Source organism: Streptomyces sp. Ru71, assembly GCF_002920535.1.
Taxonomy (GTDB): Bacteria; Actinomycetota; Actinomycetes; order Streptomycetales; family Streptomycetaceae; genus Streptomyces.
Window position 1 is genome coordinate 1 of the sequence record NZ_PQSS01000103.1, and the last position, 24,016, is coordinate 24,016.

The following is a 24,016-nucleotide window of genomic DNA, read 5'->3' on the forward strand; positions in this document are numbered from 1 at the left end:
CTCCGGCCGCCCCCGCGGCTCCGGCGCCCGCCCCCGCCCCGGTCACCCCGGCGCCGGCCGCCCCGGCCGCCGCCCAGCCGACCGACGAGGGCGCCTACGTGACCCCGCTGGTGCGCAAGCTCGCCGCCGAGAACGGCGTCGACCTGGGCGCGGTCAAGGGCACGGGCGTCGGCGGCCGTATCCGCAAGCAGGACGTCCTGGCCGCCGCCGAGGCCGCCAAGGCCGCCACCGCCGCCCCGGCCCCGGCCGCGGCTGCCCCGGCCGCCGCCAAGAAGGCCCCGGCGCTGGAGGTCTCCCCGCTGCGCGGCCAGACCGTGAAGATGCCGCGGATCCGCAAGGTCATCGGCGACAACATGGTCAAGGCCCTGCACGAGCAGGCCCAGCTGTCCTCGGTGGTCGAGGTCGACGTGACCAAGCTGATGCGGCTGCGCGCCCAGGCGAAGGACTCCTTCGCCGCGCGTGAGGGCGTCAAGCTCTCCCCGATGCCGTTCTTCGTCAAGGCCGCCGCGCAGGCGCTGAAGGCCCACCCGGTCATCAACGCCAAGATCAACGAGGCCGAGGGCACGATCACCTACTTCGACACCGAGAACATCGGTATCGCGGTGGACTCCGAGAAGGGCCTGATGACCCCGGTCATCAAGCACGCCGGCGACCTCAACATCGCGGGCATCTCCAAGGCCACGGCGGAGCTGGCCGGCAAGGTCCGCGCCAACAAGATCACGCCCGACGAGCTGTCCGGCGCGACCTTCACCATCTCCAACACCGGTTCGCGCGGTGCGCTCTTCGACACGATCATCGTGCCGCCGGGCCAGGTCGCGATCCTCGGCATCGGTGCCACGGTCAAGCGTCCGGCCGTCATCGAGACCGCCGAGGGCACGGTCATCGGCGTCCGCGACATGGTCTACCTGACCCTGTCCTACGACCACCGCCTGGTGGACGGCGCCGACGCCGCGCGCTACCTGACCGCCGTCAAGGCGATCCTGGAGGCCGGCGAGTTCGAGGTCGAGCTCGGCCTGTAATCCCCGCTCAGCGCAGCACGTCGAGTGCCCCCGTCCGGAATCTCCGGGCGGGGGCACCGGCGTTTGGATGCACACGGTGCGTAGCGGGTATGCGGCACCTGCACCCCCCGAAGGGGCGCGGGGAACTGCGCGACAAGCCACCCACAACCCGCAGCCGCCCCACAACAGGACGAACCGAGCTCCGAGGCGCCCCCGGCCGACCCACGGCGTGTAACCCTGGTCTCACCTGCGCAAAGACACCCCCACACCCCCTCCCCGCGGAGCGAACCCGCCGTATTGTCTAAACGTCAGCCCTCCCGAAGGAGCACTCATGACCGCGCCCGTCGTCCACTCGCTGCGCGAGCAGATCCGCGAGCACATCGTGGAGGGAATCGTCAGCGGGCGCTGGCAGCCGGGCGAGCGGATCGTGGAGCGCCGTATCGCCACGGAGCTGGAGGTCAGCCAGACCCCGGTCCGCGAGGCGCTGCGCGAGCTGGAGTCGCTCCGGCTGATCGAGTCCGCCCCCAACAAGGGCGTACGCGTCCGCAACCTGACCGCGGCCGACCTGGAGGAGAGCTACCCCGTCCGGGCCGGTCTTGAGGCCATCGCGGCCGAGCTGGCGGCGGAGAAGCTGGCCGTGGACTGCTCGGTCCTGGAGCCGCACGTCACGGCCCTGTACGCGGCCGACCGCAACGCCGACGGCACCGCCCAGGTCCGCCACACCGTGGGCTTCCACCGCGAGCTGGTCCGCGCGGCCGACAACTCGGTGCTGCTGCACACCTGGGAGGGACTGGGGATCGAGGTCTTCACGGCCCTGTCGATCCGCTGGCTGGGCACGGTCCAGCAGTCGTACGCGGAGGAGCACGAGGAGCTGGTACAGGCGTTCAAGCGCCGCGACCCCCGCATCGCCGAACTGGTGAAGGCCCACGTCCTGGGCTGCGCCCCGCGCGCATAGAGGACGTCGCCCGCCCCCGAAGGGGCGCGGGGAACTGCCCGACCAGCCCCACACGGCCCGCACCCGGCAGACCACCGCACCACCCGAGCACTCCCCCGCTCAAACGCCGCCACCTGCGAAAACAAGGCGAATCCACGTCACCCGGTGCCATCGCCGAAGGCACCCCGTGCCGACTTTCTCGTGATCGAGAGGTTTTCCCCCTCAACCCTTTGATCGATCATCGATCAGGGAGTTACAGTCGCCGACGGACTTCCACCGAAGTTCTCTAGCCCTGTCCTGCCAAAGACCTAGGGCACCCCTGAACCCTTACTTGTGAGGGAACCCCCTTCGACTGAGGAAGGCGGCGACATGACCGACCCCAACGCCATCCAGCCGAGCGAGCTCGACCAGCTCCCGGACCGCGACCCCGAGGAGACCGCCGAATGGCAGGCCTCCCTGGACGCCGTCGCCAAGGCGGCCGGGCCGCACCGGGCGGCCTACCTGATGCGCCGCACGCTGGAGCGCGCCGAGGGCGCCGGCATCGCGCTGCCGAAGCTCCTCGAAACGGACTACGTCAACACCATCCCCACCTCCGCGGAGCCGGCGCTGCCCGGTGACCCGGAGCTGGAGGCCCGCATCACCGCGTGGAACCGCTGGAACGCGGCCGCGATGGTGACCCGTGGCTCGAAGTACGGCGTCGGCGGCCACATCGCCACCTTCGCCTCCGCGGCCTGGCTCTACGAGACCGGCTTCAACCACTTCTTCAAGGGCAAGGAGGGCGACGGCTCCGGCGACCAGCTGTACATCCAGGGCCACGCCTCCCCCGGCATCTACGCCCGCGCCTTCCTGGACGGCCGCCTGAACGAGGCGCAGCTGGACAACTTCCGCCAGGAGGCCGGCGGCAACGGCCTGCCGTCCTACCCGCACCCGCGCCGGCTGCCCTGGCTGTGGGAGTTCCCCACCGTCTCCATGGGCCTCGGCCCGCTGTCGGCGATCTACCAGGCGCGCTTCAACCGCTACCTGACCAACCGCGGCATCAAGGACGTCTCCGCCTCCCACGTCTGGGCCTTCCTGGGCGACGGCGAGATGGACGAGCCCGAGTCGACGGCGGCTCTGGCGCTCGCCTCCCGTGAGGGTCTGGACAACCTCACCTTCGTCATCAACTGCAACCTGCAGCGCCTGGACGGCCCGGTCCGCGCCAACTTCAAGATCGTGCAGGAGCTGGAGGCCCAGTTCCGCGGCGCCGGCTGGAACGTGATCAAGACGCTGTGGGGCACCGCCTGGGACGAGCTGTTCCAGCTCGACACCACCGGCGCGCTGGTACGCCGGCTGCGCGAGGTACCGGACGCGCAGGTCCAGACGTACCAGACCCGCGACGCCGCCTACATCCGCGAGGACTTCTTCGGCAAGGACCCGGCGCTGGCGGAGATGGCGAAGCTGCTCAGCGACGACAAGATCCTGGAGTGCTTCCACCTCTCCCGCGGCGGTCACGAGGCCCGCAAGGTCTACGCCGCGTACAAGGCCGCCGTCGAGCACAAGGGCGCCCCGACCGTGATCCTGGCCCAGACGGTCAAGGGCCACACCCTCGGCGAGGGCTTCGCGTCGAAGAACGCCAACCACCAGATGAAGAAGCTGTCGGTGGACGAGTTCAAGGCGATGCGCGACCTGCTCGACCTGCCGATCAAGGACAGCGACTTCGTCGACGGCGTGGTCCCCTACGGCCACCCGGGCGCCGACTCCCCCGAGGTCCGCTACCTGCAGGAGCGCCGCGCGGCGCTCGGCGGCCCGGCCCCGGCCCGCCGCGTCCACCCGGTCGCGCCGCTGCCGGCCCCGGCCGAGAAGGCGTTCGCCTCCTTCGACAAGGGCTCCGGCTCGCAGAACGTGGCCACCACGATGGCCTTCGTCCGCCTGGTCAAGGACCTGGTCCGCGACAAGGAGACCGGCAAGCGCTGGGTGCCGATCGTCCCCGACGAGGCGCGCACCTTCGGCATGGAGTCGCTCTTCCCGTCGCTGGGCATCTACTCGCCCAAGGGCCAGACGTACGAGCCGGTCGACCGCGACCAGCTGATGTACTACAAGGAGGCCAAGAACGGCCAGATCCTCAACGAGGGGATCACCGAGGCCGGCTCCATGGCCGACTTCATCGCCGCTTCGTCGTCGTACGCGACGCACGGCGAGGCGATGATCCCGTTCTACATCTTCTACTCGATGTTCGGCTGGCAGCGCACCGCCGACCAGATGTGGCAGCTCGGCGACCAGCTCGGCCGCGGCTTCCTGGTCGGCGCCACGGCAGGCCGCACCACGCTGACCGGTGAGGGCCTGCAGCACGCCGACGGCCACTCGCCGATGATCGCCGCGACCAACCCGGCCGCGCTCACCTACGACCCCGCCTTCGCCTACGAGGTCGCGGTGATCGTCCGTGAGGGTCTGCGCCGGATGTACGGCGAGGCCAAGCCGGGCGAGGACCAGAACGTCTTCTACTACCTGACGGTCTACAACGAGCCGCTGCCGCAGCCGGCGAAGCCGCAGGGCCTCGGCATCGACGAGGGCATCGTCAAGGGCCTGTACCGCTTCAACACGGCGGAGTCCGCGGGCGTGACCGTCCCGGCCAACGCCCCGCGCATCCAGCTGCTGGGCTCCGGCACCGCGATCCACTGGGCGCTCAAGGCGCAGCAGCTGCTGGCCGAGGAGTGGGGCGTGGCCGCCGACGTGTGGTCCGCGACCTCCTGGACGGAGCTGCGCCGGGACGCGATGGAGGCCGACGCGGCGCTGCTGCGCGGCGAGGAGCGGGTGCCGTACGTCCGCCAGGCGCTGCAGGGCGCCGAGGGCCCGGTGCTGGCCGTCTCCGACTACATGCGCCAGGTCCCGGACCAGATCGCGCAGTGGGTCGAGCAGGACTACTCCTCGCTGGGCGCCGACGGCTTCGGTCTGTCGGACACCCGTGAGGCCGCCCGCCGCCACTTCGGTGTCGACGCCGAGTCGATCGTCGTCGCGGCGCTGGCCCAGCTCGCCAAGGGCGGCGAGGTCAAGGCCACGGCGGTGAAGGAAGCCCGCGAGAAGTACGGCCTGTAAGCACGGACCGGCTTGAGGTGAAGGGGTACGGCGGCCGCCGTGCCCCTTCGCTGTCGGTGGGCCCCGGCATGATGGCCGTATGCGTGCTGCCCGGCTGATCAAGATGGTGCTGCTGCTGCAGTCCCGGCCCTCCATGACCGCCGCCGAGCTGGCGCGGGAGCTGGAGGTGTCGGAGCGGACGGTGACCCGGGACGCGCAGGCGCTGAGCGAGGCGGGGGTCCCGGTGTACGCCGACCGGGGCCGGGCCGGCGGCTACCGGCTGATCGGCGGGTACCGCACCCGGCTGACCGGGCTGGCCCGCAGTGAGGCGGAGGCGCTGTTCCTGTCCGGGGTGCCGGGGGCGCTCAGGGAGATGGGGCTGGAGGACGCGGCGTCGGCGGCCCGGCTGAAGGTGTCGGCCGCGCTGCTGCCCTCGCTGCGGGACGCGTCGCGCACGGCGGCGCAGCGGTTCCATCTGGACGCGCCGGCCTGGTTCCGGGAGCCGCCGACGCCGCCGTTGCTGCCGGTGGTCGCGGAGGCGGTGTGGGACGACCGCTGCGTCACGGCCCGCTACCGGCGCGGGGAGCGTGAGGTGGAGCGGGTCCTGGAGCCGTACGGGCTGATCCTGAAGGCGGGCGTCTGGTATCTGTGCGCCCGGGTGCCGCGCGACGGCGCGTACCGCACGTACCGCATCGACCGGTTCACCGCCGTCGAGCCCGGCGACGAGCGCTTCCGCCGGGACGAGGACTTCGACCTGCCCGCCTTCTGGGCGGAGCACTCCGAGCGGTTCGCCCGCTCGCTGCTGCGCACCGAGGTCGTGCTGCGGCTGTCCCCCGAGGGCGTGCGCCGCCTGCGCTGGGCCGTGGACACCCTGTCCGCGCGGGAGGCGCTGGCGGCGGCCGGGGAACCGGACGGCGAGGGCTGGGTGACGGTGACGCTGCCGGTGGAGTCCGAGGAGGTCGCACACACCCAGCTGACAGCCCTCGGCCCGGAGGCGGAGGTACTGGCACCGCACACCCTGCGCACCCGCATCGCGACCGACGCGACACGACTGGCACGGCTGTACGCCGAGGGCGAGGAGACGGACGGCCGCCGGCGGTGACGCGGGCCGCCGACGGCGCTGACGCCGGCCGCCGAGGGCGGATGCGGGCGCCGAGGGCGCGGTGACGGGGGCCGCCGACGGCGGATGCGGGCCGCCACCGGCGGTGAGGCGGACCAGCGACGGCCAGGGCACCACAGGCAGTCGCCAGCGCTCACCAGGACCACCGACGGCCAGGACACCGGCAGCCGTCGGCACCACGCGGACCGCCGACGGCGCTGACGCGGGCCGCCGGTCGGCGAGGCCGCGGGCCGCCGGCCGCGGCGGCGATCCGCCGCACTCCGCGTGCGTCACCGTCCCCGAGGCAGGATGCTGGACCCGTGATGGACGAGACGGAGTTCTGGGAGCTGGTGGACGCCACTCGCGAGGCCGCCGAGGGCGACCCCGAGGAACAGGCGGACCTGCTCGTCGAACGGCTGGTCCGCCAGGACCCGGAGTCGGTGCTCGACTTCGCCCGTCACTTCGAGGTCCGCTACAACCGCGCCTACCGCTGGGACCTGTGGGGAGCCGCCTGGGTGCTGCTGGACGGGGCCAGCGACGACGCCTTCGACTTCTTCCGCTGCTGGCTGATCGGCCAGGGCCGGCACGTCTTCGAGGGCGCCCTGCACGACCCGGACGCGCTCGCCGACCTCCTCGACGACTTCGACGAGGAGATCGACGGCGACGGCGAGGAACTCGGCTACGCCGCCGACGAGGCCTACGAACAGCTCACCGGCACCGTCGCCCCCGATCTGGGCATCCCGCCCGCCCCGGCGGAACCGGAGGGCACGCCCGTCGACTTCGAGAACGAGGCCGCGCTGGCCGAGCGGTACCCGAAGCTCTGGTACCGCTTCCGCGAGTGAGCGTGCGGTGAGCGGGGTCAGAGGGCGAGCTTGAAGCCGTCGTGGCTGCGGGCGAAGCCCAGGCCGGTGTAGAAGCGGTGGGCGTCCTCGCGCCGCTTGTTGCTGGTCAGCTGGGCGAGCGCGCAGCCACGCGCGCGTGCCCGGTCGAGCGCGCCGGCCAGCAGGGCCCGCCCCAGTCCGCCGCCACGCCGGTCGGCGCGGACGCGTACCGCCTCCAGCAGCACCCGCTCGGCGCCGCCCCGGCCCAGCCCGGGGATGTAGGTCGCCTGCAGACAGCCCACCACGGTCCCGTCCGCCACGAGCACCAGCATCTCGTTGCGTGGGTCCGCCTCGATCGCCGCGAAGGCCTGCTCGTGGGCCTGGGTGACCGAGACGGTCGCGGGGTCGGTCACCCGCTCCTCGTCGGCGAGCAGCGCGAGCACCGCCGGCAGGTCGGCACGGGTGGCGGGACGCAGCGCGAGAGCCGGCGCGGGCAGCGCCTCTTTGGTGGTGGACATGCCAGTGACCCTATCCGGCTCCCCGCGCCGCAGGGCCGTCGCGGCCCTGGAGCCGGGCCGCCTGGGCGCGGATGGCGGGCAGCCGGGCGATGAGCGCGGCACCGGGGCAGGTGGTCTCGTAGGCGTCCCGGTGGGCGGCCACCGCGGGCAGGAGGGCGGCGGCGCCGCGCGGGTAGCGGCTGCCGCCGTTGCTGGAGGTGAGGCGGGCGGTGCCGCGCGGGTCGACACCGGCCGGGCCGAGTTTCCAGGCGACCACGGCGGCGATGGCGTCGGTCAGGGCGCGCGGCACCGAGGTCCCGCCGGTGAAGGTGCCGATGGCGGCGATGCCGGCGGTGCGGTGGTTGAAGCCCTGGGTGTGGGCGCCGGTGACCGGGCGGTCGACGCCGCCGGCGCGGCCCTCGTAGACGGTGCCGCAGCGGTCGACGAGGAAGTTGTAGCCGATGTCGTCCCAGTCGCGGGCGGCGGTCTGGCCCGTGTACAGGTCGCGGATGATGCGGGGGGTGTCGGCGCAGTCGTAGGCGTTCGGCGTGTCGGTGTGGTGGACGAAGACGGCGACGACCTGGTCGTCGTAGCGCGGGGGCGGCTGGGCGGTCCGGGTGCCGCCGAACCAGACCGTCCGCGGCACGATCCGCGGCCGGGGCGCGGTGTGCGGCGCGGGACGGGCGGCGAGCGGCAGCGCGCCGGGGCCGGTGGGGGTGACGGCGCGCTCCACCCCGGTCGCGCACAGCACGAGGGCCACGGCGGCGGCCAGGCCCGGCAGGCAGGCGGCCGCGGCGAGGACCGGGCGGGGTATCCGCGGGGCGGGGCGGGGTATCCGCGGGGCGGAGCCGGGGATCCGCGCGACGGCGGGCGTCCGGGCGCCACGCCGGGCCCGGCCGGCCCTCCGCGCTCTTCGCACGACACGCATGCTCCCACTGTCGGGGCGTCGCGCCGCGCCCGCGACGTGTGCTGTGCCACCTGGTGGAACCATCGTCCCGGTCCGGGACGTTTTCCGAGGTAACGGCACTCCTGACCGGTTCGGCGGGTGGCTGATCATCCGGCCCTCGGCGCGCGTATCCAGGGGCGAGAGAAAGGCGGCTTCGTGGACCTGCTCGACATCGTGCTGCTGCTGGTGATCCTGGCGTACGCGGGCTCCGGCTACCGGCGCGGGCTGGTGGCCGGCTGCGTCTCGCTCGCCGGGTTCGTGGGCGGCGCGGCGGTCGGCGTGTGGATCCTGCCGTGGGTGATGGACCTGGTGACGCCGGGCACGACGGGGGCGACGGTCACCGCGGTGTTCACGGTGCTGCTGCCGGCGGTGGCGGGTCACGAGCTGGCGGGGCGGCTCGCGCTGCGGCTGCGGCGGGAGCTGGACCGGGGTCCGCTCAGGGTGGCCGACGGCGTGGGCGGGGCGGCCGCCAACGCGCTCGCCGTGCTGATCGTGGCCTGGGTGGCCGCGAGCGTGCTCGGCGCGTCGTCCTCGCCCGTGCTGACCAGTGCGATACGCGACTCGCGGCTGCTCGGGGCGGTGCAGCAGGCGATGCCGGACACCACACCGGCGTGGTTCTCGCGGGCCACGTCGGCGCTCACCGAGGCGGGCTTCCCGCAGGTGTTCAACCCGTTCGAGAACGAGTCGACGGCCCAGGTGCCCCGGCCCACCGGGGACAGCGTCACGGCGGCCGCCACGGACGCGGCCCAGCGCAGCACGGTCAAGATCGAGGGCGCCTCGGGCACCCAGGGCCGCGAGGGCAGCGGCTTCGTGTACGCGCCCCGGCATGTGATGACCAACGCGCACGTCGTGGCCGGCATCGACCGCCCGAGCGTGCGGGTGGGCGGCGTCGGCCGGTCGTACGACGCCCGGGTCGTGCTGTTCGACCCGGAGCGGGACGTGGCGGTGCTGTACGTGCCCGAGCTCGGGGCGCCGGTGCTGCGGTTCGACGACGGCGCGCACCGCGGCGAGCCGGCGGTGGTGGCCGGCTATCCGCAGGACGGCGATCTGGACCTGCAGGCCGCGACGGTGGCGAACCGCGTGCGGGCGACCGGCCGGAACATCTACAACGACGCCACCGTCACCCGCGAGATCTACTCGATCCGCTCGACGGTCCGCCCGGGCAACTCCGGCGGCCCGCTGCTGACCACCGACGGGCGGGTGTTCGGCGTGGTCTTCGCCCGCTCCACCTCGGACGACGAGACGGGCTACGTCCTGACGGCGGCCGAGGTGTCCGACGACGCGCAGCGGGCGGCGGACGCGACGCGGGAGGTGGACACGGGCAGTCTGGTCACCTCGTGACCGCGCACCGGCGCGCTCAGCCCAGCCGCCTGCCCATCAGCACGTCGTCGACGTAGGCGCCGTCCAGGAAGAACTCCTCCGGCTGCACGCCCTCGACGACGAATCCCTCCGACTCGTACAGCGCCCGGGCCCGCGCGTTGTGCCCGAGCACCCGCAGGGTGATCCGCCGGAACCCCTTCGCGCGGGCCTCGTCCACGGCCGCCCGCAGCAGGGCCCGGCCGACGCCCTTGCCGCGGGCCTCCTCGGCGACGGCGAGGCCGCGGACGAAGCGCACGTGCGCGTTGGAGGCGAGCGGGGTGGGCGTTCCCAGGCGGATGTAGCCGACGACCCGGCCGTCGAGCTCGGCGACCAGATGGTCGTCCGGCCCGGCGTCCTCCCGGAAGAAGGGCGCGTCCGGGGCGGGAGGCGGCGAGACGGCGTGCTGGTAGGACCAGACGGCCAGATCCAGCCGGCGCAGCGCGTCCGCGTCCTCGGGTCGGGCGGTACGTATGAATGACGGGTACGGCTCGGACATGCGGGTCACCTTACGTGGCGAGGGCACCTACCTCACCGGCGTTTTATGTCATGTGCGAACAGGATGGGATCATGCAACGCATCGCGGTGGCCGGCGCGTCCGGCCTCATCGGCAGCGCCCTGACCCGCTCCCTGACGGCGGAGGGGCACCAGGTGGTGCGCCTGGTGCGCCGGGAGCCACAGCACGCGCAGGAGATCCGGTGGGACCCGGACCGCTCGTTCGTCGACACGGCGGGGCTGGAGGGCTGCGACGCCGTGGTCAATCTCGCCGGGGCGGGGATCGGCGACCGCCGCTGGAGCGAGGCATACAAGGCACGGATCCGTTCGAGCCGCGTCGAGGGCACACGCACGCTCGCCCGGGCGGTGGCGTCCCTCACGACACCGCCGCGGGTGTTCGTGAACGGCAGCGCGGTGGGCATCTACGGCGAGACGGGCGAGCGGCCGGTGGACGAGGACGCGCCGCCCGGCAGCGGCTTTTTGCCCGAGCTGTGCGTGGAGTGGGAGGCCGCGGCCGACCCGGGGCGCGCGGCGGGGGTGCGGACGGTCCTGGTGCGCACGGGCCTGGTGGTGGCACGGTCGGGTGGCGCGTGGGGCCGTCTGTTCCCCTTGTTCCGCGCGGGCCTCGGCGGCCGGCTGGGCGACGGCCGGCAGTACTGGTCGTACATCGCGCTGCACGACGAGGTGGCGGCGATCCGGCACCTGATGGACCGTGAGGACCTGTCGGGTCCGTTCAACCTCACCGCGCCCGAGCCGCTGACGAACGCTCAGATCACCGAGGCCATGGCCCGGGTCCTGCACCGCCCGGCGCTCCTCCCCGTCCCGGCGGCGGCGCTGCGGCTGGTGCTGGGCGAGATGGCGGGCGACGTGCTGGGCAGTGCGCGCGTCGTCCCCACCCGTCTGCTGCGCTCGGGCTTCGCCTTCGCCTTTCCGGGCATCGAGGACGCGATCCGCGCGGCGTGAGAAGGGGCCGGTGGCGGATGTGACCGTATGCGACCGACGTGCGCCCATGCCCTGTCCATGCGCGACTGAACTTGACCGACCGCGGCCCTAACCTCGACCCGAACTCGGGTATCCCGGACGCCCGTTGGGGGCATGACGTCTCCACCGGCCGCGCAACGTCGAGGAGGGGCACGTGCTTGAGCCCGCGTACCAGGCAGACGTCGTCGTCGTGGGAGCCGGGGTCGCCGGTCTCTCGGCAGCACATCGGCTGACCAGCGCAGGAGTGACCACCGCGGTACTGGAGGCCGCCCCCTGCGTGGGCGGCCGCATGGCGACGGAGAAGGTCGACGGCTTCCGGCTCGACCGGGTCGGCCAGCTGCTGTCCACGGCGTATCCCGAACTACGCCTGAGCCCCGGCCTGGACGCCCTCGCGCTGCGTCCGTTCGCCCCCGGGGTCCTGCTGCACAGCGACGGCCGGCATCACCACGCGGGCGGCGGGGGCGCGCGCAGCACAGGGGGCGCACGGGGGGCGCGTGGCGCACTCCACGTAGTACGCGCTCTGAAGAGCGCGCCGCGTACGCCGTCGGCCGCCCCCCGGGCACGCGCGAGCGCCCCGCTGGGCACTCCGGTCGACCAGGCCCGGCTGGGCGGCGCTCTGGCCCGGCTGGCGAACCTCCCCGTGGAACGGCTCCTCACCCGCCCGGAGACACAGGCCGGCCTCTCGCTCGCCGCGCGCGGCCTGCCCGCCCGCACCGTCGAGGGGTTCCTGCGCCCGCTCCTGGCCGCCCTGCTGTGCGACCCGGAGCTGACCACGTCCAGCCGCTGCGCCGACCTGGCGCTGCGGGCGTACGCGGCCGGGCGGCTGTGCCTGCCGGAGGGCGGCGCGGACGTCCTGCCGGAACTCCTGGCCCGCACCCTGCCGCCGGGCACCGTGCACACGGGCGTGCGCGTCACATCGGTCGCCACCACCTCGGTGACGACCGCCGAGCACGGGGTGTTCCGCTGCCGCGCGGTCCTGGTGGCCACGGACGCCCGGGGCGCCGCCGAGCTGCTGCCCGGCCTGCGGGTGCCGGACTTCCACCCGGTGACGGTGGTCCACCACACGACCGACGATCCGCCGCAGACCGGCGCGGCCCTGCTCCTGGACGCAGACCGGGGCGGCCCGGTGGCCCACACGGCCGTGATCAGCCGGGTGGACCCGGCGCGCGCGCCGGCCGGCCGGGCGCTGATCTCCTCGACGGTCCTCGGCCCCCCGCCGGCGGACGTCGACACGGAGGTCCGCCTCCACCTCGCCCGCCTCTACGGCACGTCGACGGCGCGCTGGGAGACGCTGGCCGTCCACCACACGACGGAGGCGGTCCCGGCCATGCGCCCGCCGCACGACCTGCGCAAACCGGTGCGGCTGCTGGCAGGGCTCTACGTCTGCGGCGACCACCGGGACACGAGCACGGTCCAGGGCGCCCTCCACTCGGCCCACCGAGCGACCACAGCCCTCCTGACAGACCTGGGCATGGCAGGCTCCCTGCACAGCGCAGACCCCACGGCGACGCTGCCGAGGGCGGCGTAGGGGGGCGACTGCAGCCAACCCAGGGGCGCGGGGCCGTGTTCACCATGCGGCTCCGCCGCGCGGGCGCGACCAGCCACCACGCACCCACACCCACCCGCCCGACTACCCCAGCACCCCCACCCGCTCCCGATAACTCCGCACAGGCGCAGCATCCCGATACGGCTCCAGGCGGCGCTCGAAATCGCGGACGTACTCCACCGCCCGCACCGACCGCATCTCCGCCGCCTGAGCCGCGGCCTCCGAGGCCAGCCGGCACGCCTGGTCCAGCTCACCCAGCCCCAGCCGCGCCGTCGCCAGCACCACCGTGCAGAACAGCCGGCTGCGCGCATACCCGGCCCCCCGCAACTGCAACGACCGCTCCGCATGCTGCGCCGCCGCCCGGAACTGCTGCAGATCCCGGTGGCAGTGCCCGAACTCGTCGGCCAGCTGTGCCTCGTCGAAGAACCGCGCCCAGTGCGGCACCTCGTCCCCGGCCCGCGCCGCCTCCAGCGCCCGCTCGGCGCGCACCAGGGACGCGGTGCAGGAGCGCACCTCCCCCAGCACCCCGTGCCCCCGTGCCTCCGCCGCGTGCAGCAGGGCCTGCACCGCCGGCGGCACCGCCGTGCCCACCCCCTGCTGCGCCACCCGCGCCAGCTGTACGGCCTCGCGCCCGTGGCCGAGGTACACGGCCTGCCGGCTCATCGTCACCAGCACATACGCCCCGTAGGCCCGGTCCCCCGCGGCCTGCGCGAGCCGCAGCGCCTGCACGAAGTACCGCTGGGCGAGCCCGTGCGCGGCGATGTCGTACGACGTCCACCCCGCGAGCCGGGTGAGGTCGGCGGCCGCGGCGAACAGCCGGCGCCCGGTCTGCTCCCCGTACACCCCGCGCAACATCGGCTCGCACTCGTGCTCCAGATAGCGCACCAGCGCCTGCCGGGCGTGCCCGCCCCCGTAGGTGTCGTCCAGCGTGCGGAACAGCTCGGCGACGGAGCGCAGCGCCGCGATGTCCCCGCCGGAGACCCGCACGGCGGGCGGCCGCTCCCCCAGCACCCGCTGCTGCGGCACCACCGGCCGCCCCTGCGCCGGCACCCGTACCGGCGGCTCTCCGCGGGCGACCTTGTCGTCGGACCGCCCGATCAGCCAGTCCCGGCTCGGCACCACCAGCCCGGCCGGGGTGAACGCGATCTTCCGCAGCTCGGCGTGGTTGCCGGAGTCCTTGCGCCACAGCCCGCTGACGATGTCGATCGCCTCGTCGGGTGTCGCGGCGAACTCCAGCCCGGCGTACACGGGGGCGCACGCGTCCAGACCGAGATCCTGGGCCGTGAGCCGGCGACCGAGCCGCCGGGTGAACACCTCGGCGATCAGCGCCGGGGTCGTCCCGCGCGGCTGCTGCCCGCGCAGCCAGCGGGTGACGGACGTCTTGTCGTATCTGAGGTCCAGCCCGTGTTCGAGCCCGAGCTGGTCGACTCGACGGGCGAGACCTGCGTTGGAGAACCCCGCTTCTGCGATGAGCGCGGCGAGCTGTCGGTTGGGGGTGCGCTGCGCGGGTCGTTCCGTCATCTGCGGTGCGGTCTCCTGCCTTCCAGGCCTGTTGAGGTGCCCGGATTGCCTGTGAGCAGCCCTTATGGCCTCTTGGACGGCGCGAATGTAGCGGAGCGTAAGCAGGTGATCGCATCCTTCGACCCCCATTCATCCGATCGTGTGAGGATTGCCCGCAGGGCTGACGCGCCGGAGGCAGTCGTACAGTGGCGTGGGCGCGTTTCATGCCTTACGACTTCGAGGAGGCGCTTGCCGTGAGTGAGCTGCGGTTCGTCCGGATGGGGTTCGGCGCGGACATGGTCGACTACCAGATCGCCTGGGACGAGCAACGCCGTGTGCACGCCGCCCGGTTCGCGGACGAGGTGCCCGACACGTGCCTGCTCCTGGAGCACCCGCCGGTGTACACCGCGGGCCGCCGCACCGCGCCCGAGGAGCGCCCGCTCGACGGCACCCCCGTGATCGACGTGGACCGGGGCGGCAAGATCACCTGGCACGGTCCGGGCCAGCTGGTCGGCTACCCGATCCAGAAGCTGCCCCGCCCGGTGGACGTGGTCGCCCACCTGCGCCGGCTGGAAGAGGCCATGATCCGGGTGTGCGCCGAGTTCGGCATCGAGACCTCCCGCGTCGAGGGCCGGGCCGGTGTCTGGGTGCTGGGCGACCCGGTCGAGCAGCGCCCCGCCGTCGGCGGGCTCACGCTCGACTTCGATCCGCGCAGCACCGACCCGGAGTTCGACCCGCGCCTGAACGGCCCCGAATACGCCCCGTCGAACGCGGGCCAGCGCCGCGAGGACCGCAAGATCTGCGCCATGGGCGTCCGCGTCGCCAAGGGCGTCACCATGCACGGCTTCGCCCTGAACGTGAACCCGGACACCTCCAACTTCGACAAGATCATCCCGTGTGGCATCCGCGACGCGGGCGTGACGTCGCTCTCGTACGAACTCGGCCGCGAGGTCACCATCGAAGAAGTGCTGCCCGTCGCCGAGCGGCACCTGAAGGACGTACTGGAGAACGCGGACCTGAAGCCGCGCCCGGTCGAGACGTCCGCGGCCTGACGCGGCACCGGACATGCAAATCCACGGGCGTACCCTTGAGGACGCCGAAGAATCAATCGCTAGGGAGCCGGTCGTGTCCGCAGTCGCACCCGACGGACGCAAGATGCTGCGCTTGGAGGTCCGCAACAGCCAGACCCCCATCGAGCGCAAGCCCGAGTGGATCAAGACCCGGGCGAAAATGGGCCCCGAGTACTCCAAGATGCAGAACCTCGTGAAGAGCGAGGGCCTGCACACGGTCTGCCAGGAAGCCGGCTGCCCCAACATCTACGAGTGCTGGGAGGACCGCGAGGCGACCTTCCTCATCGGCGGCGACCAGTGCACCCGGCGCTGCGACTTCTGCCAGATCGACACCGGCAAGCCCGAGGCCCTGGACCGGGACGAGCCGCGCCGCGTCGGCGAGTCCGTGGTCACGATGGACCTGAACTACGCCACGATCACCGGCGTCGCCCGCGACGACCTGGAGGACGGCGGCGCCTGGCTGTACGCCGAGACCGTGCGCCAGATCCACCAGCAGACCGCGGGCCGCGAGGGCGGCCGCACCAAGGTCGAGCTGCTGGCCCCCGACTTCAACGCCGTGCCGGAGCAGCTGGCGGAGGTCTTCGGCTCCCGTCCCGAGGTCTTCGCGCACAACGTCGAGACGGTGCCGCGGATCTTCAAGCGCATCCGCCCCGGCTTCCGCTACGAGCGCTCGCTGAAGGTCATCACCGAGGCCCGCGACTTCGGCCTGGTCACCAAGTCCAACCTGATCCTCGGCATGGGCGAGACCCGCGAGGAGGTCAGCGAGGCGCTCAAGCAGCTGCACGACGCCGGCTGCGAGCTGGTCACCATCACCCAGTACCTGCGTCCCTCCGTGCGCCACCACCCGGTGGAGCGCTGGGTGAAGCCGCAGGAGTTCGTGGAGCTGAAGGAGGAGGCCGAGCAGATCGGCTTCTCCGGTGTGATGTCCGGCCCGCTGGTCCGCTCCTCCTACCGCGCCGGCCGCCTCTACCAGATGGCCATCGAGAAGCGCGGCGAGTTCGTCGCCACGCAGGCGGTGTGAGCGCGGCAGGCCCGAGAGCCAACCGTGTGAATTCACGCACAAGTTACTACTGACCAGTAGCGACCGGTTCAGCGCGGTCCCGACCGTCCTCGCAGATGAGGACACGCGTCGGGGCCGCGTCGGCGTTCGCACGCGGCGCATCAAGGTTTCATGTCCGTTTGACCGGTCGGACACGCCCTGGTAACACCAAACAGTGACCCTGGTATCACGCCCCGTACACCCATCCCGAGGGGGGACCTCGACGATGCAGGCCGCGCCCGTACGCGCCACCGCCATCCCGTCCTTCACCGACGCCCTGCGCGCCGTGGAGTCGCTGCTGATGAGCGGCGGCCAGCGCACCGCCCGCCGTAACGCCTGGACGTCCGTCCTGGAGGACCGCCGCCGGGCCAAGGACCGGGTCGAGGCCGAGCGCGTCCTGCGGCAGCCCCCGACCGCCCACCCCTGACCGGCCCTCCACCGCGGCCACCGGGCACTGCCGTCGTAGCCGCTTCCCGGGCCACGTAGACTTCGTGGCATGGCGAGGAAGGAAAACGCAGCGGACGCTGCGAACGCAGGGCGACTGAAGCAGATCGCCCTCACGTACAAGATGACCCGTCGGGCCGACAAGAAGATCGGTCTGGTACTCGCGGCTGTCGGCATCATCACCTTCGGTGTCTTCCTCGCGATCGGTTTCTTGATCGGTCACCCCATCTATCTCGGCATCCTGGGCCTGCTGCTGGCCTTCCTCGCGACGGCGATCGTGTTCGGCCGCCGGGCCGAGCGGGCCGCCTTCGGTCAGATGGAGGGCCAGCCCGGCGCCGCCGCGGCCGTCCTGGACAACATCGGCCGGGGCTGGACCACGACCCCCGCCGTGGCGATGAACCGCAACCAGGACGTGGTGCACCGCGCCGTCGGCAAGGCCGGCATCGTGCTGGTGGCCGAGGGCAACCCGAACCGGGTGAAGACGCTGCTGGCGGCCGAGAAGAAGAAGATGAACCGCATCGTGGCGGACGTGCCCGTGCACGACGTCATCGTGGGCACCGGCGAGGGCCAGGTCGAGCTGAAGAAGCTGCGCACCACCATGCTGAAGTTCCCGCGCGTGCTGACCGGCCCGCAGGTCACCGCGACCAACGACCGGCTGCGCGCCCTGGGCGACCTGATGAGCAACATGCCGCTGCCGAAGGGCCCGATGCCGAAGGGCATGCGGCTCCCGAAGGGCGGCCCCAAGGGCCGCTGAACTCCGCTCCTGTATACGACGAAGGGGGCGCCCGGTGATCCCGGGCGCCCCCTTCGTCGTCGTATCGCCGCGTGGGTTCGTCGTATCGCCGCGTGGGCTAGAACCGCACCTCCACGGTCCTGGCCAGCCGGTCGTGCAGACCGCGTCCGTCGCGGTCCCAGATCAGGGCCGGGATCGCCAGGCACAGCAGCACCGAGCGCAGCAGGGCGCGTGCCGGGTTGACCGTGCCGGTCTCCAGGGCGAGCACCCGGATGCGGAACAGACGCTTTCCGGGGGTGCAACCCACCGTACCGACGGTGAGGACGCTCAGGACGAAGAAGACCAGCAAGGCCCAGTTGCTGGTGCTCTGCGTGTAGCCGTCGGTGATCAGGCCGTATGCGATCAGGACGCTCAGGCCCCAGTCGACGGCCAGGGCGCCGAGCCGGCGGCCCGGCCGGGCCAGCGAGTTCGGCCCGCTCTCAGGCAGGCCGAGCTGCTCGCCCCGGTAACCGAAGTCCGCACCGGCGTCCTCCAGGGCCGCGCGGGGCCCGGACAGCCACGATCCGATTGCTTGCCTGTTGTCCACCCGTACACGGTACTGCGCCCGTATTTCACCGGGGCACCGCGGGGTGTGTCGGGGCTAGCCTGGATGCGGTGCCGGTTAACTTCGGCGAAACAAATGGGTCACGCCCGAGAAATCACCCGTCCCTAGGGTCGAGTGGAGCGTGTGCCACCGCACTGGCCGCACGACCGATCAACCACCCCCGGCGAGGCGGTCGGGAGTAGGAGGAGCTGGATGTTCCAGAACGCCGACGAGGCCAAGAAGTTCATCGCGGACGAGGACGTCAAGTTCATCGACGTCCGCTTCTGCGACCTGCCGGGCGTGATGCAGCACTTCTCGCTGCCCGTCGAGGCGTTCGACCCCGACGAGGAGCTGGCGTTCGACGGTTCGTCGATCCGCGGTTTCCAGGCCATCCACGAGTCCGACATGGCGCTGCGCGCCGACCTGTCGACCGCCCGTGTCGACCCGTTCCGCCGGGACAAGACGCTCAACATCAACTTCTTCATCCACGACCCGATCACGGGCGAGCAGTACTCCCGTGACCCGCGCAACGTGGCGAAGAAGGCCGAGGCGTACCTGGCGTCGACCGGTATCGCCGACACGGCGTACTTCGGCCCCGAGGCCGAGTTCTACGTCTTCGACTCCGTGCGCTTCAAGACCTCGGAGAACGAGTCCTTCTACCACATCGACTCCGAGGCCGGCGCCTGGAACACCGGCGCCCTGGAGGACAACCGCGGGTACAAGGTCCGCTACAAGGGCGGCTACTTCCCGGTCCCGCCGGTCGACCACTTCGCCGACCTGCGCGCCGAGATCTCCCTGGAGCTGGCCAAGGCCGGCCTGCAGGTCGAGCGCCAGCACCACGAGGTGGGCACGGCCGGCCAGGCGGAGATCAACTACAAGTTCAACACGCTGCTCGCCGCCGCGGACGACCTCCAGCTCTTCAAGTACATCGTGAAGAACGTGGCGTGGCGCAACGGCAAGACCGCGACCTTCATGCCGAAGCCGATCTTCGGTGACAACGGCTCGGGCATGCACGTGCACCAGTCGCTGTGGTCCAACGGCGACCCGCTGTTCTACGACGAGGCCGGCTACGCGGGCCTGTCGGACACCGCCCGCTACTACATCGGCGGCATCCTCAAGCACGCCCCGTCGCTGCTGGCCTTCACCAACCCGACGGTGAACTCCTACCACCGCCTGGTGCCGGGCTTCGAGGCCCCGATCAACCTGGTGTACTCGCAGCGCAACCGCTCCGCCGCGATGCGCATCCCGATCACCGGCTCGAACCCGAAGGCCAAGCGCGTCGAGTTCCGCGCGCCCGACTCCTCCGGCAACCCGTACCTGGCCTTCTCGGCCCTGCTCCTCGCGGGCCTGGACGGCATCAAGAACAAGATCGAGCCGGCCGAGCCGATCGACAAGGACCTGTACGAGCTGGCTCCCGAGGAGCACGCGAACGTCGCCCAGGTCCCGACCTCCCTCGGCGCGGTCCTCGACCGCCTGGAGGCCGACCACGAGTTCCTCCTCCAGGGCGACGTGTTCACGTCCGACCTGATCGAGACGTGGATCGACTTCAAGCGCACCAACGAGATCGCCCCGCTGCAGCTGCGCCCGCACCCGCACGAGTTCGAGCTCTACTTCGACGTGTGACCGGCCCACGCCGCGCGAGCGGCGTGTGAGTCCGTCCGGCGCCCCCGCCTCCCCCTCCCGGGAGGCGGGGGCGCCGTCGTCTGTACCATGCGGGCGAGGACATGACACGGGGGGTGTTTCCCATGCCCGAACTCGACGACTTCAACGGGGAGTTCGACCACCGCTGGGCGAACGCGGCCGAGCACAAGGAGCCCTCGGCCCGCGCCCGCATGCTGGCCGCGCGCTGGAAGGACAACCCACCGGACCCGGCCCCGTTCCGCGCCGACCCGGACCCCGTCCGCCCGCGCCGCTCCGCGTGGACGTCGACGGCGATGGTCTTCGGCTGCGTCCTCGCGGTGATCGTGCTGCTGGGCTGGGCCCAGATGCAGGCCATGCGCTGAGATGAGGGATCCCGCTGCCGCCGGCGATGCGGCGACGGCGCGGCTGGTCGACGGAACGCCGCTGCCGGACGCGCTCGATGTGGACGATCCACGGGCCTGGCTCGCGCTCGACGCCGGGGTGCGGCGAACCCAGTGGTCCGCCGGCCTGCCGCGCCGGGAGTACACGACCTGGCTCGCTGATCCGGGCGTCCTCGACGATCCCCGGCTCGCCCTGGCCCTCTGCCACCTTGACGGCCGCGTACGTCAGCAGGCCCTGGGCCGGGCGGACGGCCGTCCCGCTCTGCTGCCTCTGGTGGTGATCCGCGCCGCCGACTGGGCGGAACCGGTGCGCGAGCGGGCTCGGACGCTGCTGCGCCTCGCCCTCGACCTCGACACCGCGGTGTCCCTCGCCCCGCTGATCCTGCTGGTCGGCCGCCGGGGCCGGGGCGGCCACGCCGTCGGGCTGCTCGACGAGGTGCTGCGGGCGGCACCCGTGGCACGGCTGGCCCCGCTGCTCGGCCACGCCGACCGCGCCGTACGCCGTTTCACCCATCGGCTAGCCGTCGACGCCCGTCTGCTGTCCGCGGCCGAACTGGCCGGCACGGCCGCCCGGGACGATGACGTCGTCGTCCAGCGTTTGTGCTCCGACGCCGCACTGGCCGCCGTGGCGGAGGGCCGCGGGACCGTCGACGACGTCCTCGCCCCGCTGCTCGCGGCCCGCAATCCGCACGCCCGGGCGAGCGGGGTCACCGCGCTGCGGCGTGCGGGGCGTCCGGAGCGTGCCGAGGATTTCCTCGCCGACCGGTCGGCCCTGGTGCGGGCCTGCGCCCGGTATGTAGTACGCCAGCACGGCGGCGAGCCGCCGCAGTGGTACCGACGTCGGTGTGCCGCACCGGACGCACTGCCGCCGGGCGCGGTGATCGGGCTCGCGGAGTGCGGGGAGCGGGCCGACGCGGGTCTGCTGTGGCCGCTCGTCGACCATCCCGACCCGCGGGTGCGTGCCCAGGCCGTGGCCGGGCTACGGGTGCTCGACGTGGACGTACGACGTCTGTGGCCACTGCTGGAGGACCCGGCGGCCGGTGTCGTGCGGGAGGTCACGCGTGCCCTGCTGCCCTCGGCGCGGTCCCTGGACGCCGCTTGGCTGACCGGCTTGCTCGCCCCGGAGCGGCCCACGGCCACGAAGGTCGCGGCCAGGCGGCTGCTGGACGCGTACGGCCCGCCGTGACTTTTGCCCAGCCTGGGGACGTTCGGGAGCCGTTCATGGGAGTGCGTGGGTGCACACTGGCAGGGGGGCGAGTGCCTTGCTGCGGGGTGATGCGAGATGCAGAGTCGCTTTGCCGGTGACCGGCGGCTGACCGTGCGGATGTCGGTCACGCTGTTCCTGCTGGGGCTGCTGTACGTGGCGTTCGTGGCCGCGTTGATCGTGCTGCTCAGGTCGTGGGTGCTGGTCGTCGTCCTGGTCGGGGCGATGGCCGTGGCGCAGTTCTGGTTCTCCGACAAGATCGCCATGTTCGCCATGCACGGGCGGGTCGTGGAGCGCGAGGAGTATCCCGAGCTGCACGCGGTCGTCGACCGGCTGTGCGCGATCGCCGACATGCCCAAGCCGGTGGTCGCCGTGTCCGAGATGGACATGCCGAACGCGTTCGCGACCGGGCGCAATCCCGACCATGCCGTGGTCTGCGTGACCACCGGGCTGCTGCGCCGGCTGGAGCCGGCGGAGCTGGAGGGGGTGCTGGCGCACGAGCTGTCGCACGTGGCGCACAAGGACGTGGCCGTGATCACCGTCGCCTCGTTCCTCGGGGTGATCGCCGGGCTGATCGTGCGGTTCGCCTTCTACTCGCAGGTGCTCGGCGGGGGACGCCGGGACCAGAACACCGCCGCCGTCTTCGCCGCGGTGATCGGCGTCGCCGCGACCGTGTACGCGATCAGTTTCCTGCTCATCAGGGCCCTGTCCCGGTACCGGGAGCTGGCCGCGGACCGCGCCGCCGCGCTGCTGACCGGGCGGCCCTCGGCGCTGGCGTCGGCGCTGACGAAGGTCTCCGGGGACATCGCCCGCATCCCGACCAAGGACCTGCGCACCGCCCAGGCCTTCAACGCCTTCTACTTCACCCCGGCGACCGGCTCCGAGCCCGGCATCGAGCGGTACTTCTCCACCCACCCCACGCTCCAGCAGCGGCTGGAGCAGCTGGGCCGGATCTCCACCGAGCTGGGTGAGGCGCAGGCACCCGGAAGGACGACCTGAGCATGGGCCTGCTGGACATCCTGCTCGGCCGTACGAAGCCGGTCGCGCCCGATCTTGACCAGCTGTTCGCGCTGCCGTCGGCGGCGGTGACGCTGGAGGCCGCGGCCTCGTTCACGCCGACCGGGCAGGGCGCGGTGTGCTTCGCCACGGTCGAGGGCTCGGCGTTCGAGCAGACGCACCGGGAGGTGCAGGCCCTGCTGGACGCCGACACCGACCGCACCGGGCCGCCGGTCGAGCTCACCCAGGACGCCTACGGATACTCCTGGCTGGTCTCGCGCCGCTCCCCCGGCGAGCTGCCCCAGCTCGTGGGCGATCTGCACGCGGTGAACAGCTCCATGGAGGTCAACGGCTTCGGCCCGCAGCTGCTGTGCTCGCTGGCCGGCTTCCGCGACGACCGCGACCGCCGGCTGGCGCTGGTGTACCTGTACAAGCGGGGCACGTTCTACCCCTTCGCGCCGCTGCCCGGCCCGGCCGAGCGCCGGGACAACGCCCTGGAGCTGCAGATCAGGGCGGTCCTCGGCAACGACCTGCGGATCGAGCAGGATCTCGGGCGCTGGTTCCCGTTGTGGGGCGCCCCGGGGCTGTGAGGCCCGGGGGCGACCGCCGTCGTACGGGGATCGGTTACTTCGTGCTTTCCTGACGGCGAGCCTCGAAGGGGCGCTCGCGGCGGTAGCGGCGCTCCCACTTGGCCTGCTGGTCCCGTCGGGCCTTGTACGCCTGGTAGGTGGCGGGCGGGGAGCCCGCGGACGCCGGAGGCGTGCCGCTCGACGCCGAGGACGCGTCCCGCCCGTACCGCACGTACAGGTAGAGCAGGGCGACGGCGGCGAGCCACCAGACAGGGTCGGAGAAGCCCAGGACCACCAGGACCGCGGTGGCGGCCATGACGATGGTGCCCATGCGAAAAGCGTAGGGAGAGCGCCGTGAGGGACGCATCCGCTTTTCGGTCACGGGAGTTGGGGCGGTGTGGGGGACGTGGGGTGTGTGAGTGAATGGGGCGCATGACCGAGTCCGTGGCTCCCTTCACGTACGCAGTCGGCGGCGAGCGCCTCAGCGGGGTGTACGGCGGCGCCGGCGACGGCCCGACCGCGGTGCTGCTGCACGGCGCCGGCGCCGGCAGCAAGGAGCGGCTGCTGCCGCTGGCCCGCGAGTTCGCCGCCCATGGCTGCCGGGTGCTGGCCTTCGACTTCTCCGGGCACGGCGGCAGCACCGGCACGCTGCGGCAGCTCAGCCTCAGACGCCGCTTCGAGCAGGCCGTGGCGGTGATCGACGCCTGCGCCCCGGACGGCCCGCTGGTGCTGACCGGGTTCAGCATGAGCGGGCAGACCGTGGCCGACCTCGTGGCGCACTACGGGCAGCGGGTCGTCGCGCTCGGCCTGTGCGCGCCCGCCGTGTACGCGCCCGAGGCGTGGGACGTCCCCTTCGGCAACGGCGAGGGCCGCTTCAGCACGATCATCCGTACGCCGGACAGCTGGCGCACCTCACGGGCGCTGGACGCGCTGCGCTCCTACGACGGCCGGGCCGTGCTGGCGGTGCCCGGCACCGACGCGGTGATCCCGCCGGCCGTGACGGAGGCGGTGCAGGACGCGCTCACCGTCCGGGCCCAGTACACCCGCCTCGAACTGCCCGAGGCCGACCACCATCTGGGGATGTGGCTGCGCGACCACCCCGAGGACCGGCGGGCGTTCGTGACGGCCGTGCT

At 72.6% G+C, this 24,016-nt stretch carries 24 protein-coding genes; 18 read left to right on the plus strand and 6 right to left on the minus strand.

Annotation, left to right across the window (positions count from 1 at the left end; genetic code table 11):
* The 5 genes from sucB to C3489_RS34615 all read left to right on the plus strand — a co-directional run.
* A partial coding sequence (sucB, locus tag C3489_RS34595) for a 2-oxoglutarate dehydrogenase, E2 component, dihydrolipoamide succinyltransferase (protein WP_103786090.1) occupies positions 1–1,019 on the plus strand: 1,019 nt, incomplete at its 5' end.
* 310 nt (positions 1,020–1,329) lie between these two features.
* Complete coding sequence (locus C3489_RS34600; protein WP_103786091.1) at positions 1,330–1,953, plus strand: GntR family transcriptional regulator; 624 nt, start codon at positions 1,330–1,332, stop codon at positions 1,951–1,953.
* Positions 1,954–2,301: 348 nt separating this feature from the next.
* Positions 2,302–5,004 carry a pyruvate dehydrogenase (acetyl-transferring), homodimeric type gene (aceE, locus tag C3489_RS34605; RefSeq protein WP_103786092.1) on the plus strand — a complete coding sequence of 901 codons (2,703 nt, stop codon included), beginning with the start codon at positions 2,302–2,304 and terminating at the stop codon, positions 5,002–5,004.
* 79 nt (positions 5,005–5,083) lie between these two features.
* Complete coding sequence (locus C3489_RS34610; protein WP_103786093.1) at positions 5,084–6,085, plus strand: YafY family protein; 1,002 nt, start codon at positions 5,084–5,086, stop codon at positions 6,083–6,085.
* Between the two features lie 320 nt (positions 6,086–6,405).
* Complete coding sequence (locus C3489_RS34615) at positions 6,406–6,924, plus strand: DUF4240 domain-containing protein (protein WP_103786094.1); 519 nt, start codon at positions 6,406–6,408, stop codon at positions 6,922–6,924.
* Between the two features lie 17 nt (positions 6,925–6,941).
* Here C3489_RS34615 and C3489_RS34620 read toward each other — a convergent pair whose 3' ends face one another.
* Positions 6,942–7,421 (minus strand): GNAT family N-acetyltransferase, encoded by a 480-nt coding sequence (locus tag C3489_RS34620; protein ID WP_103786095.1) that lies wholly within the window; start codon positions 7,419–7,421, stop codon positions 6,942–6,944.
* A gap of 10 nt (positions 7,422–7,431) precedes the next feature.
* Positions 7,432–8,328 (minus strand): peptidoglycan recognition protein, encoded by an 897-nt coding sequence (locus C3489_RS34625; protein ID WP_258055080.1) that lies wholly within the window; start codon positions 8,326–8,328, stop codon positions 7,432–7,434.
* A 174-nt stretch (positions 8,329–8,502) separates the two neighbouring features.
* Between C3489_RS34625 and C3489_RS34630 the strand changes: the two genes are divergently transcribed.
* Entirely contained in the window at positions 8,503–9,687 is a 1,185-nt protein-coding gene (locus tag C3489_RS34630; RefSeq protein ID WP_103786097.1) for a MarP family serine protease, read from the plus strand.
* 16 nt (positions 9,688–9,703) lie between these two features.
* On the opposite strand, the gene C3489_RS34635 is transcribed toward C3489_RS34630, so the two are convergent.
* The gene (locus C3489_RS34635; protein WP_103786098.1) at positions 9,704–10,201 is read right to left on the minus strand and encodes a GNAT family N-acetyltransferase; all 498 of its coding nucleotides are present in this window, start codon (positions 10,199–10,201) and stop codon (positions 9,704–9,706) included.
* 71 nt (positions 10,202–10,272) lie between these two features.
* On the opposite strand from C3489_RS34635, the gene C3489_RS34640 reads away from it, so the two are divergent.
* Together C3489_RS34640 and C3489_RS34645 are read left to right on the plus strand one after the other, a co-directional pair.
* Complete coding sequence (locus C3489_RS34640; RefSeq protein ID WP_103786099.1) at positions 10,273–11,160, plus strand: TIGR01777 family oxidoreductase; 888 nt, start codon at positions 10,273–10,275, stop codon at positions 11,158–11,160.
* A gap of 172 nt (positions 11,161–11,332) precedes the next feature.
* A complete protein-coding gene (locus C3489_RS34645; protein ID WP_103786100.1) occupies positions 11,333–12,706 on the plus strand; it encodes an NAD(P)/FAD-dependent oxidoreductase in 1,374 nt (457 codons plus the stop codon).
* 102 nt (positions 12,707–12,808) lie between these two features.
* Here C3489_RS34645 and C3489_RS34650 read toward each other — a convergent pair whose 3' ends face one another.
* On the minus strand, positions 12,809–14,245 hold the full coding sequence (locus C3489_RS34650; RefSeq protein WP_103786101.1) for a regulator: 1,437 nt from the start codon (positions 14,243–14,245) through the stop codon (positions 12,809–12,811).
* Positions 14,246–14,478: 233 nt separating this feature from the next.
* On the opposite strand from C3489_RS34650, the gene lipB reads away from it, so the two are divergent.
* The 4 genes from lipB (at position 14,479) to C3489_RS34670 (ending at position 17,531) form a co-directional block, all read left to right on the plus strand.
* Entirely contained in the window at positions 14,479–15,276 is a 798-nt protein-coding gene (gene lipB / locus C3489_RS34655; protein ID WP_103786102.1) for a lipoyl(octanoyl) transferase LipB, read from the plus strand.
* 73 nt (positions 15,277–15,349) lie between these two features.
* A complete protein-coding gene (gene lipA / locus C3489_RS34660) occupies positions 15,350–16,315 on the plus strand; it encodes a lipoyl synthase (protein ID WP_103786103.1) in 966 nt (321 codons plus the stop codon).
* 244 nt (positions 16,316–16,559) lie between these two features.
* Positions 16,560–16,760 carry a hypothetical protein gene (locus tag C3489_RS34665; protein WP_103786104.1) on the plus strand — a complete coding sequence of 67 codons (201 nt, stop codon included), beginning with the start codon at positions 16,560–16,562 and terminating at the stop codon, positions 16,758–16,760.
* Between the two features lie 69 nt (positions 16,761–16,829).
* The gene (locus C3489_RS34670) at positions 16,830–17,531 is read left to right on the plus strand and encodes a DUF4191 domain-containing protein (protein WP_103786105.1); all 702 of its coding nucleotides are present in this window, start codon (positions 16,830–16,832) and stop codon (positions 17,529–17,531) included.
* Positions 17,532–17,628: 97 nt separating this feature from the next.
* Here C3489_RS34670 and C3489_RS34675 read toward each other — a convergent pair whose 3' ends face one another.
* Complete coding sequence (locus C3489_RS34675; protein ID WP_103786106.1) at positions 17,629–18,096, minus strand: RDD family protein; 468 nt, start codon at positions 18,094–18,096, stop codon at positions 17,629–17,631.
* A gap of 210 nt (positions 18,097–18,306) precedes the next feature.
* Here C3489_RS34675 and glnA point away from each other — a divergent pair, with 210 nt between their 5' ends.
* From glnA to C3489_RS34700, 5 genes are all read left to right on the plus strand, one after another.
* Positions 18,307–19,716, plus strand: a complete 1,410-nt coding sequence (gene glnA, locus C3489_RS34680) for a type I glutamate--ammonia ligase (RefSeq protein WP_103786107.1) — start codon at positions 18,307–18,309, stop codon at positions 19,714–19,716.
* 122 nt (positions 19,717–19,838) lie between these two features.
* On the plus strand, positions 19,839–20,096 hold the full coding sequence (locus tag C3489_RS34685; RefSeq protein ID WP_103786108.1) for a hypothetical protein: 258 nt from the start codon (positions 19,839–19,841) through the stop codon (positions 20,094–20,096).
* Position 20,097: 1 nt separating this feature from the next.
* Positions 20,098–21,300, plus strand: a complete 1,203-nt coding sequence (locus tag C3489_RS34690) for a hypothetical protein (protein WP_103786109.1) — start codon at positions 20,098–20,100, stop codon at positions 21,298–21,300.
* Positions 21,301–21,396: 96 nt separating this feature from the next.
* Positions 21,397–22,317: a zinc metalloprotease HtpX gene (gene htpX, locus C3489_RS34695; protein WP_103786110.1), complete on the plus strand. Its 921-nt coding sequence runs from the start codon at positions 21,397–21,399 to the stop codon at positions 22,315–22,317.
* Positions 22,318–22,319: 2 nt separating this feature from the next.
* Positions 22,320–22,904, plus strand: a complete 585-nt coding sequence (locus C3489_RS34700) for a hypothetical protein (protein WP_103786111.1) — start codon at positions 22,320–22,322, stop codon at positions 22,902–22,904.
* A gap of 34 nt (positions 22,905–22,938) precedes the next feature.
* Here C3489_RS34700 and C3489_RS34705 read toward each other — a convergent pair whose 3' ends face one another.
* Complete coding sequence (locus tag C3489_RS34705) at positions 22,939–23,214, minus strand: hypothetical protein (protein WP_103786112.1); 276 nt, start codon at positions 23,212–23,214, stop codon at positions 22,939–22,941.
* A 101-nt stretch (positions 23,215–23,315) separates the two neighbouring features.
* On the opposite strand from C3489_RS34705, the gene C3489_RS34710 reads away from it, so the two are divergent.
* Positions 23,316–24,016 (plus strand): alpha/beta hydrolase (locus C3489_RS34710; protein WP_374936801.1); only part of this gene is annotated, 701 nt, incomplete at its 3' end.

What these genes read in the sequence shown, in the direction of transcription:
- C3489_RS34600 (WP_103786091.1), top strand. Translation starts at nt 1,330, where the DNA reads ATGACCGCGCCCGTCGTCCACTCGCTGCGCGAGCAGATCCGCGAGCAC.
- aceE (WP_103786092.1), top strand. Translation starts at nt 2,302, where the DNA reads ATGACCGACCCCAACGCCATCCAGCCGAGCGAGCTCGACCAGCTCCCG.
- C3489_RS34610 (WP_103786093.1), top strand. Translation starts at nt 5,084, where the DNA reads ATGCGTGCTGCCCGGCTGATCAAGATGGTGCTGCTGCTGCAGTCCCGG.
- C3489_RS34615 (WP_103786094.1), top strand. Translation starts at nt 6,406, where the DNA reads ATGGACGAGACGGAGTTCTGGGAGCTGGTGGACGCCACTCGCGAGGCC.
- C3489_RS34620 (WP_103786095.1), bottom strand. Translation starts at nt 7,421, where the DNA reads ATGTCCACCACCAAAGAGGCGCTGCCCGCGCCGGCTCTCGCGCTGCGT.
- C3489_RS34625 (WP_258055080.1), bottom strand. Translation starts at nt 8,328, where the DNA reads ATGCGTGTCGTGCGAAGAGCGCGGAGGGCCGGCCGGGCCCGGCGTGGC.
- C3489_RS34635 (WP_103786098.1), bottom strand. Translation starts at nt 10,201, where the DNA reads ATGTCCGAGCCGTACCCGTCATTCATACGTACCGCCCGACCCGAGGAC.
- C3489_RS34640 (WP_103786099.1), top strand. Translation starts at nt 10,273, where the DNA reads ATGCAACGCATCGCGGTGGCCGGCGCGTCCGGCCTCATCGGCAGCGCC.
- C3489_RS34650 (WP_103786101.1), bottom strand. Translation starts at nt 14,245, where the DNA reads ATGACGGAACGACCCGCGCAGCGCACCCCCAACCGACAGCTCGCCGCG.
- C3489_RS34665 (WP_103786104.1), top strand. Translation starts at nt 16,560, where the DNA reads ATGCAGGCCGCGCCCGTACGCGCCACCGCCATCCCGTCCTTCACCGAC.
- C3489_RS34670 (WP_103786105.1), top strand. Translation starts at nt 16,830, where the DNA reads ATGGCGAGGAAGGAAAACGCAGCGGACGCTGCGAACGCAGGGCGACTG.
- glnA (WP_103786107.1), top strand. Translation starts at nt 18,307, where the DNA reads ATGTTCCAGAACGCCGACGAGGCCAAGAAGTTCATCGCGGACGAGGAC.
- C3489_RS34685 (WP_103786108.1), top strand. Translation starts at nt 19,839, where the DNA reads ATGCCCGAACTCGACGACTTCAACGGGGAGTTCGACCACCGCTGGGCG.
- C3489_RS34690 (WP_103786109.1), top strand. Translation starts at nt 20,098, where the DNA reads ATGAGGGATCCCGCTGCCGCCGGCGATGCGGCGACGGCGCGGCTGGTC.
- htpX (WP_103786110.1), top strand. Translation starts at nt 21,397, where the DNA reads ATGCAGAGTCGCTTTGCCGGTGACCGGCGGCTGACCGTGCGGATGTCG.
- C3489_RS34700 (WP_103786111.1), top strand. Translation starts at nt 22,320, where the DNA reads ATGGGCCTGCTGGACATCCTGCTCGGCCGTACGAAGCCGGTCGCGCCC.
- C3489_RS34705 (WP_103786112.1), bottom strand. Translation starts at nt 23,214, where the DNA reads ATGGGCACCATCGTCATGGCCGCCACCGCGGTCCTGGTGGTCCTGGGC.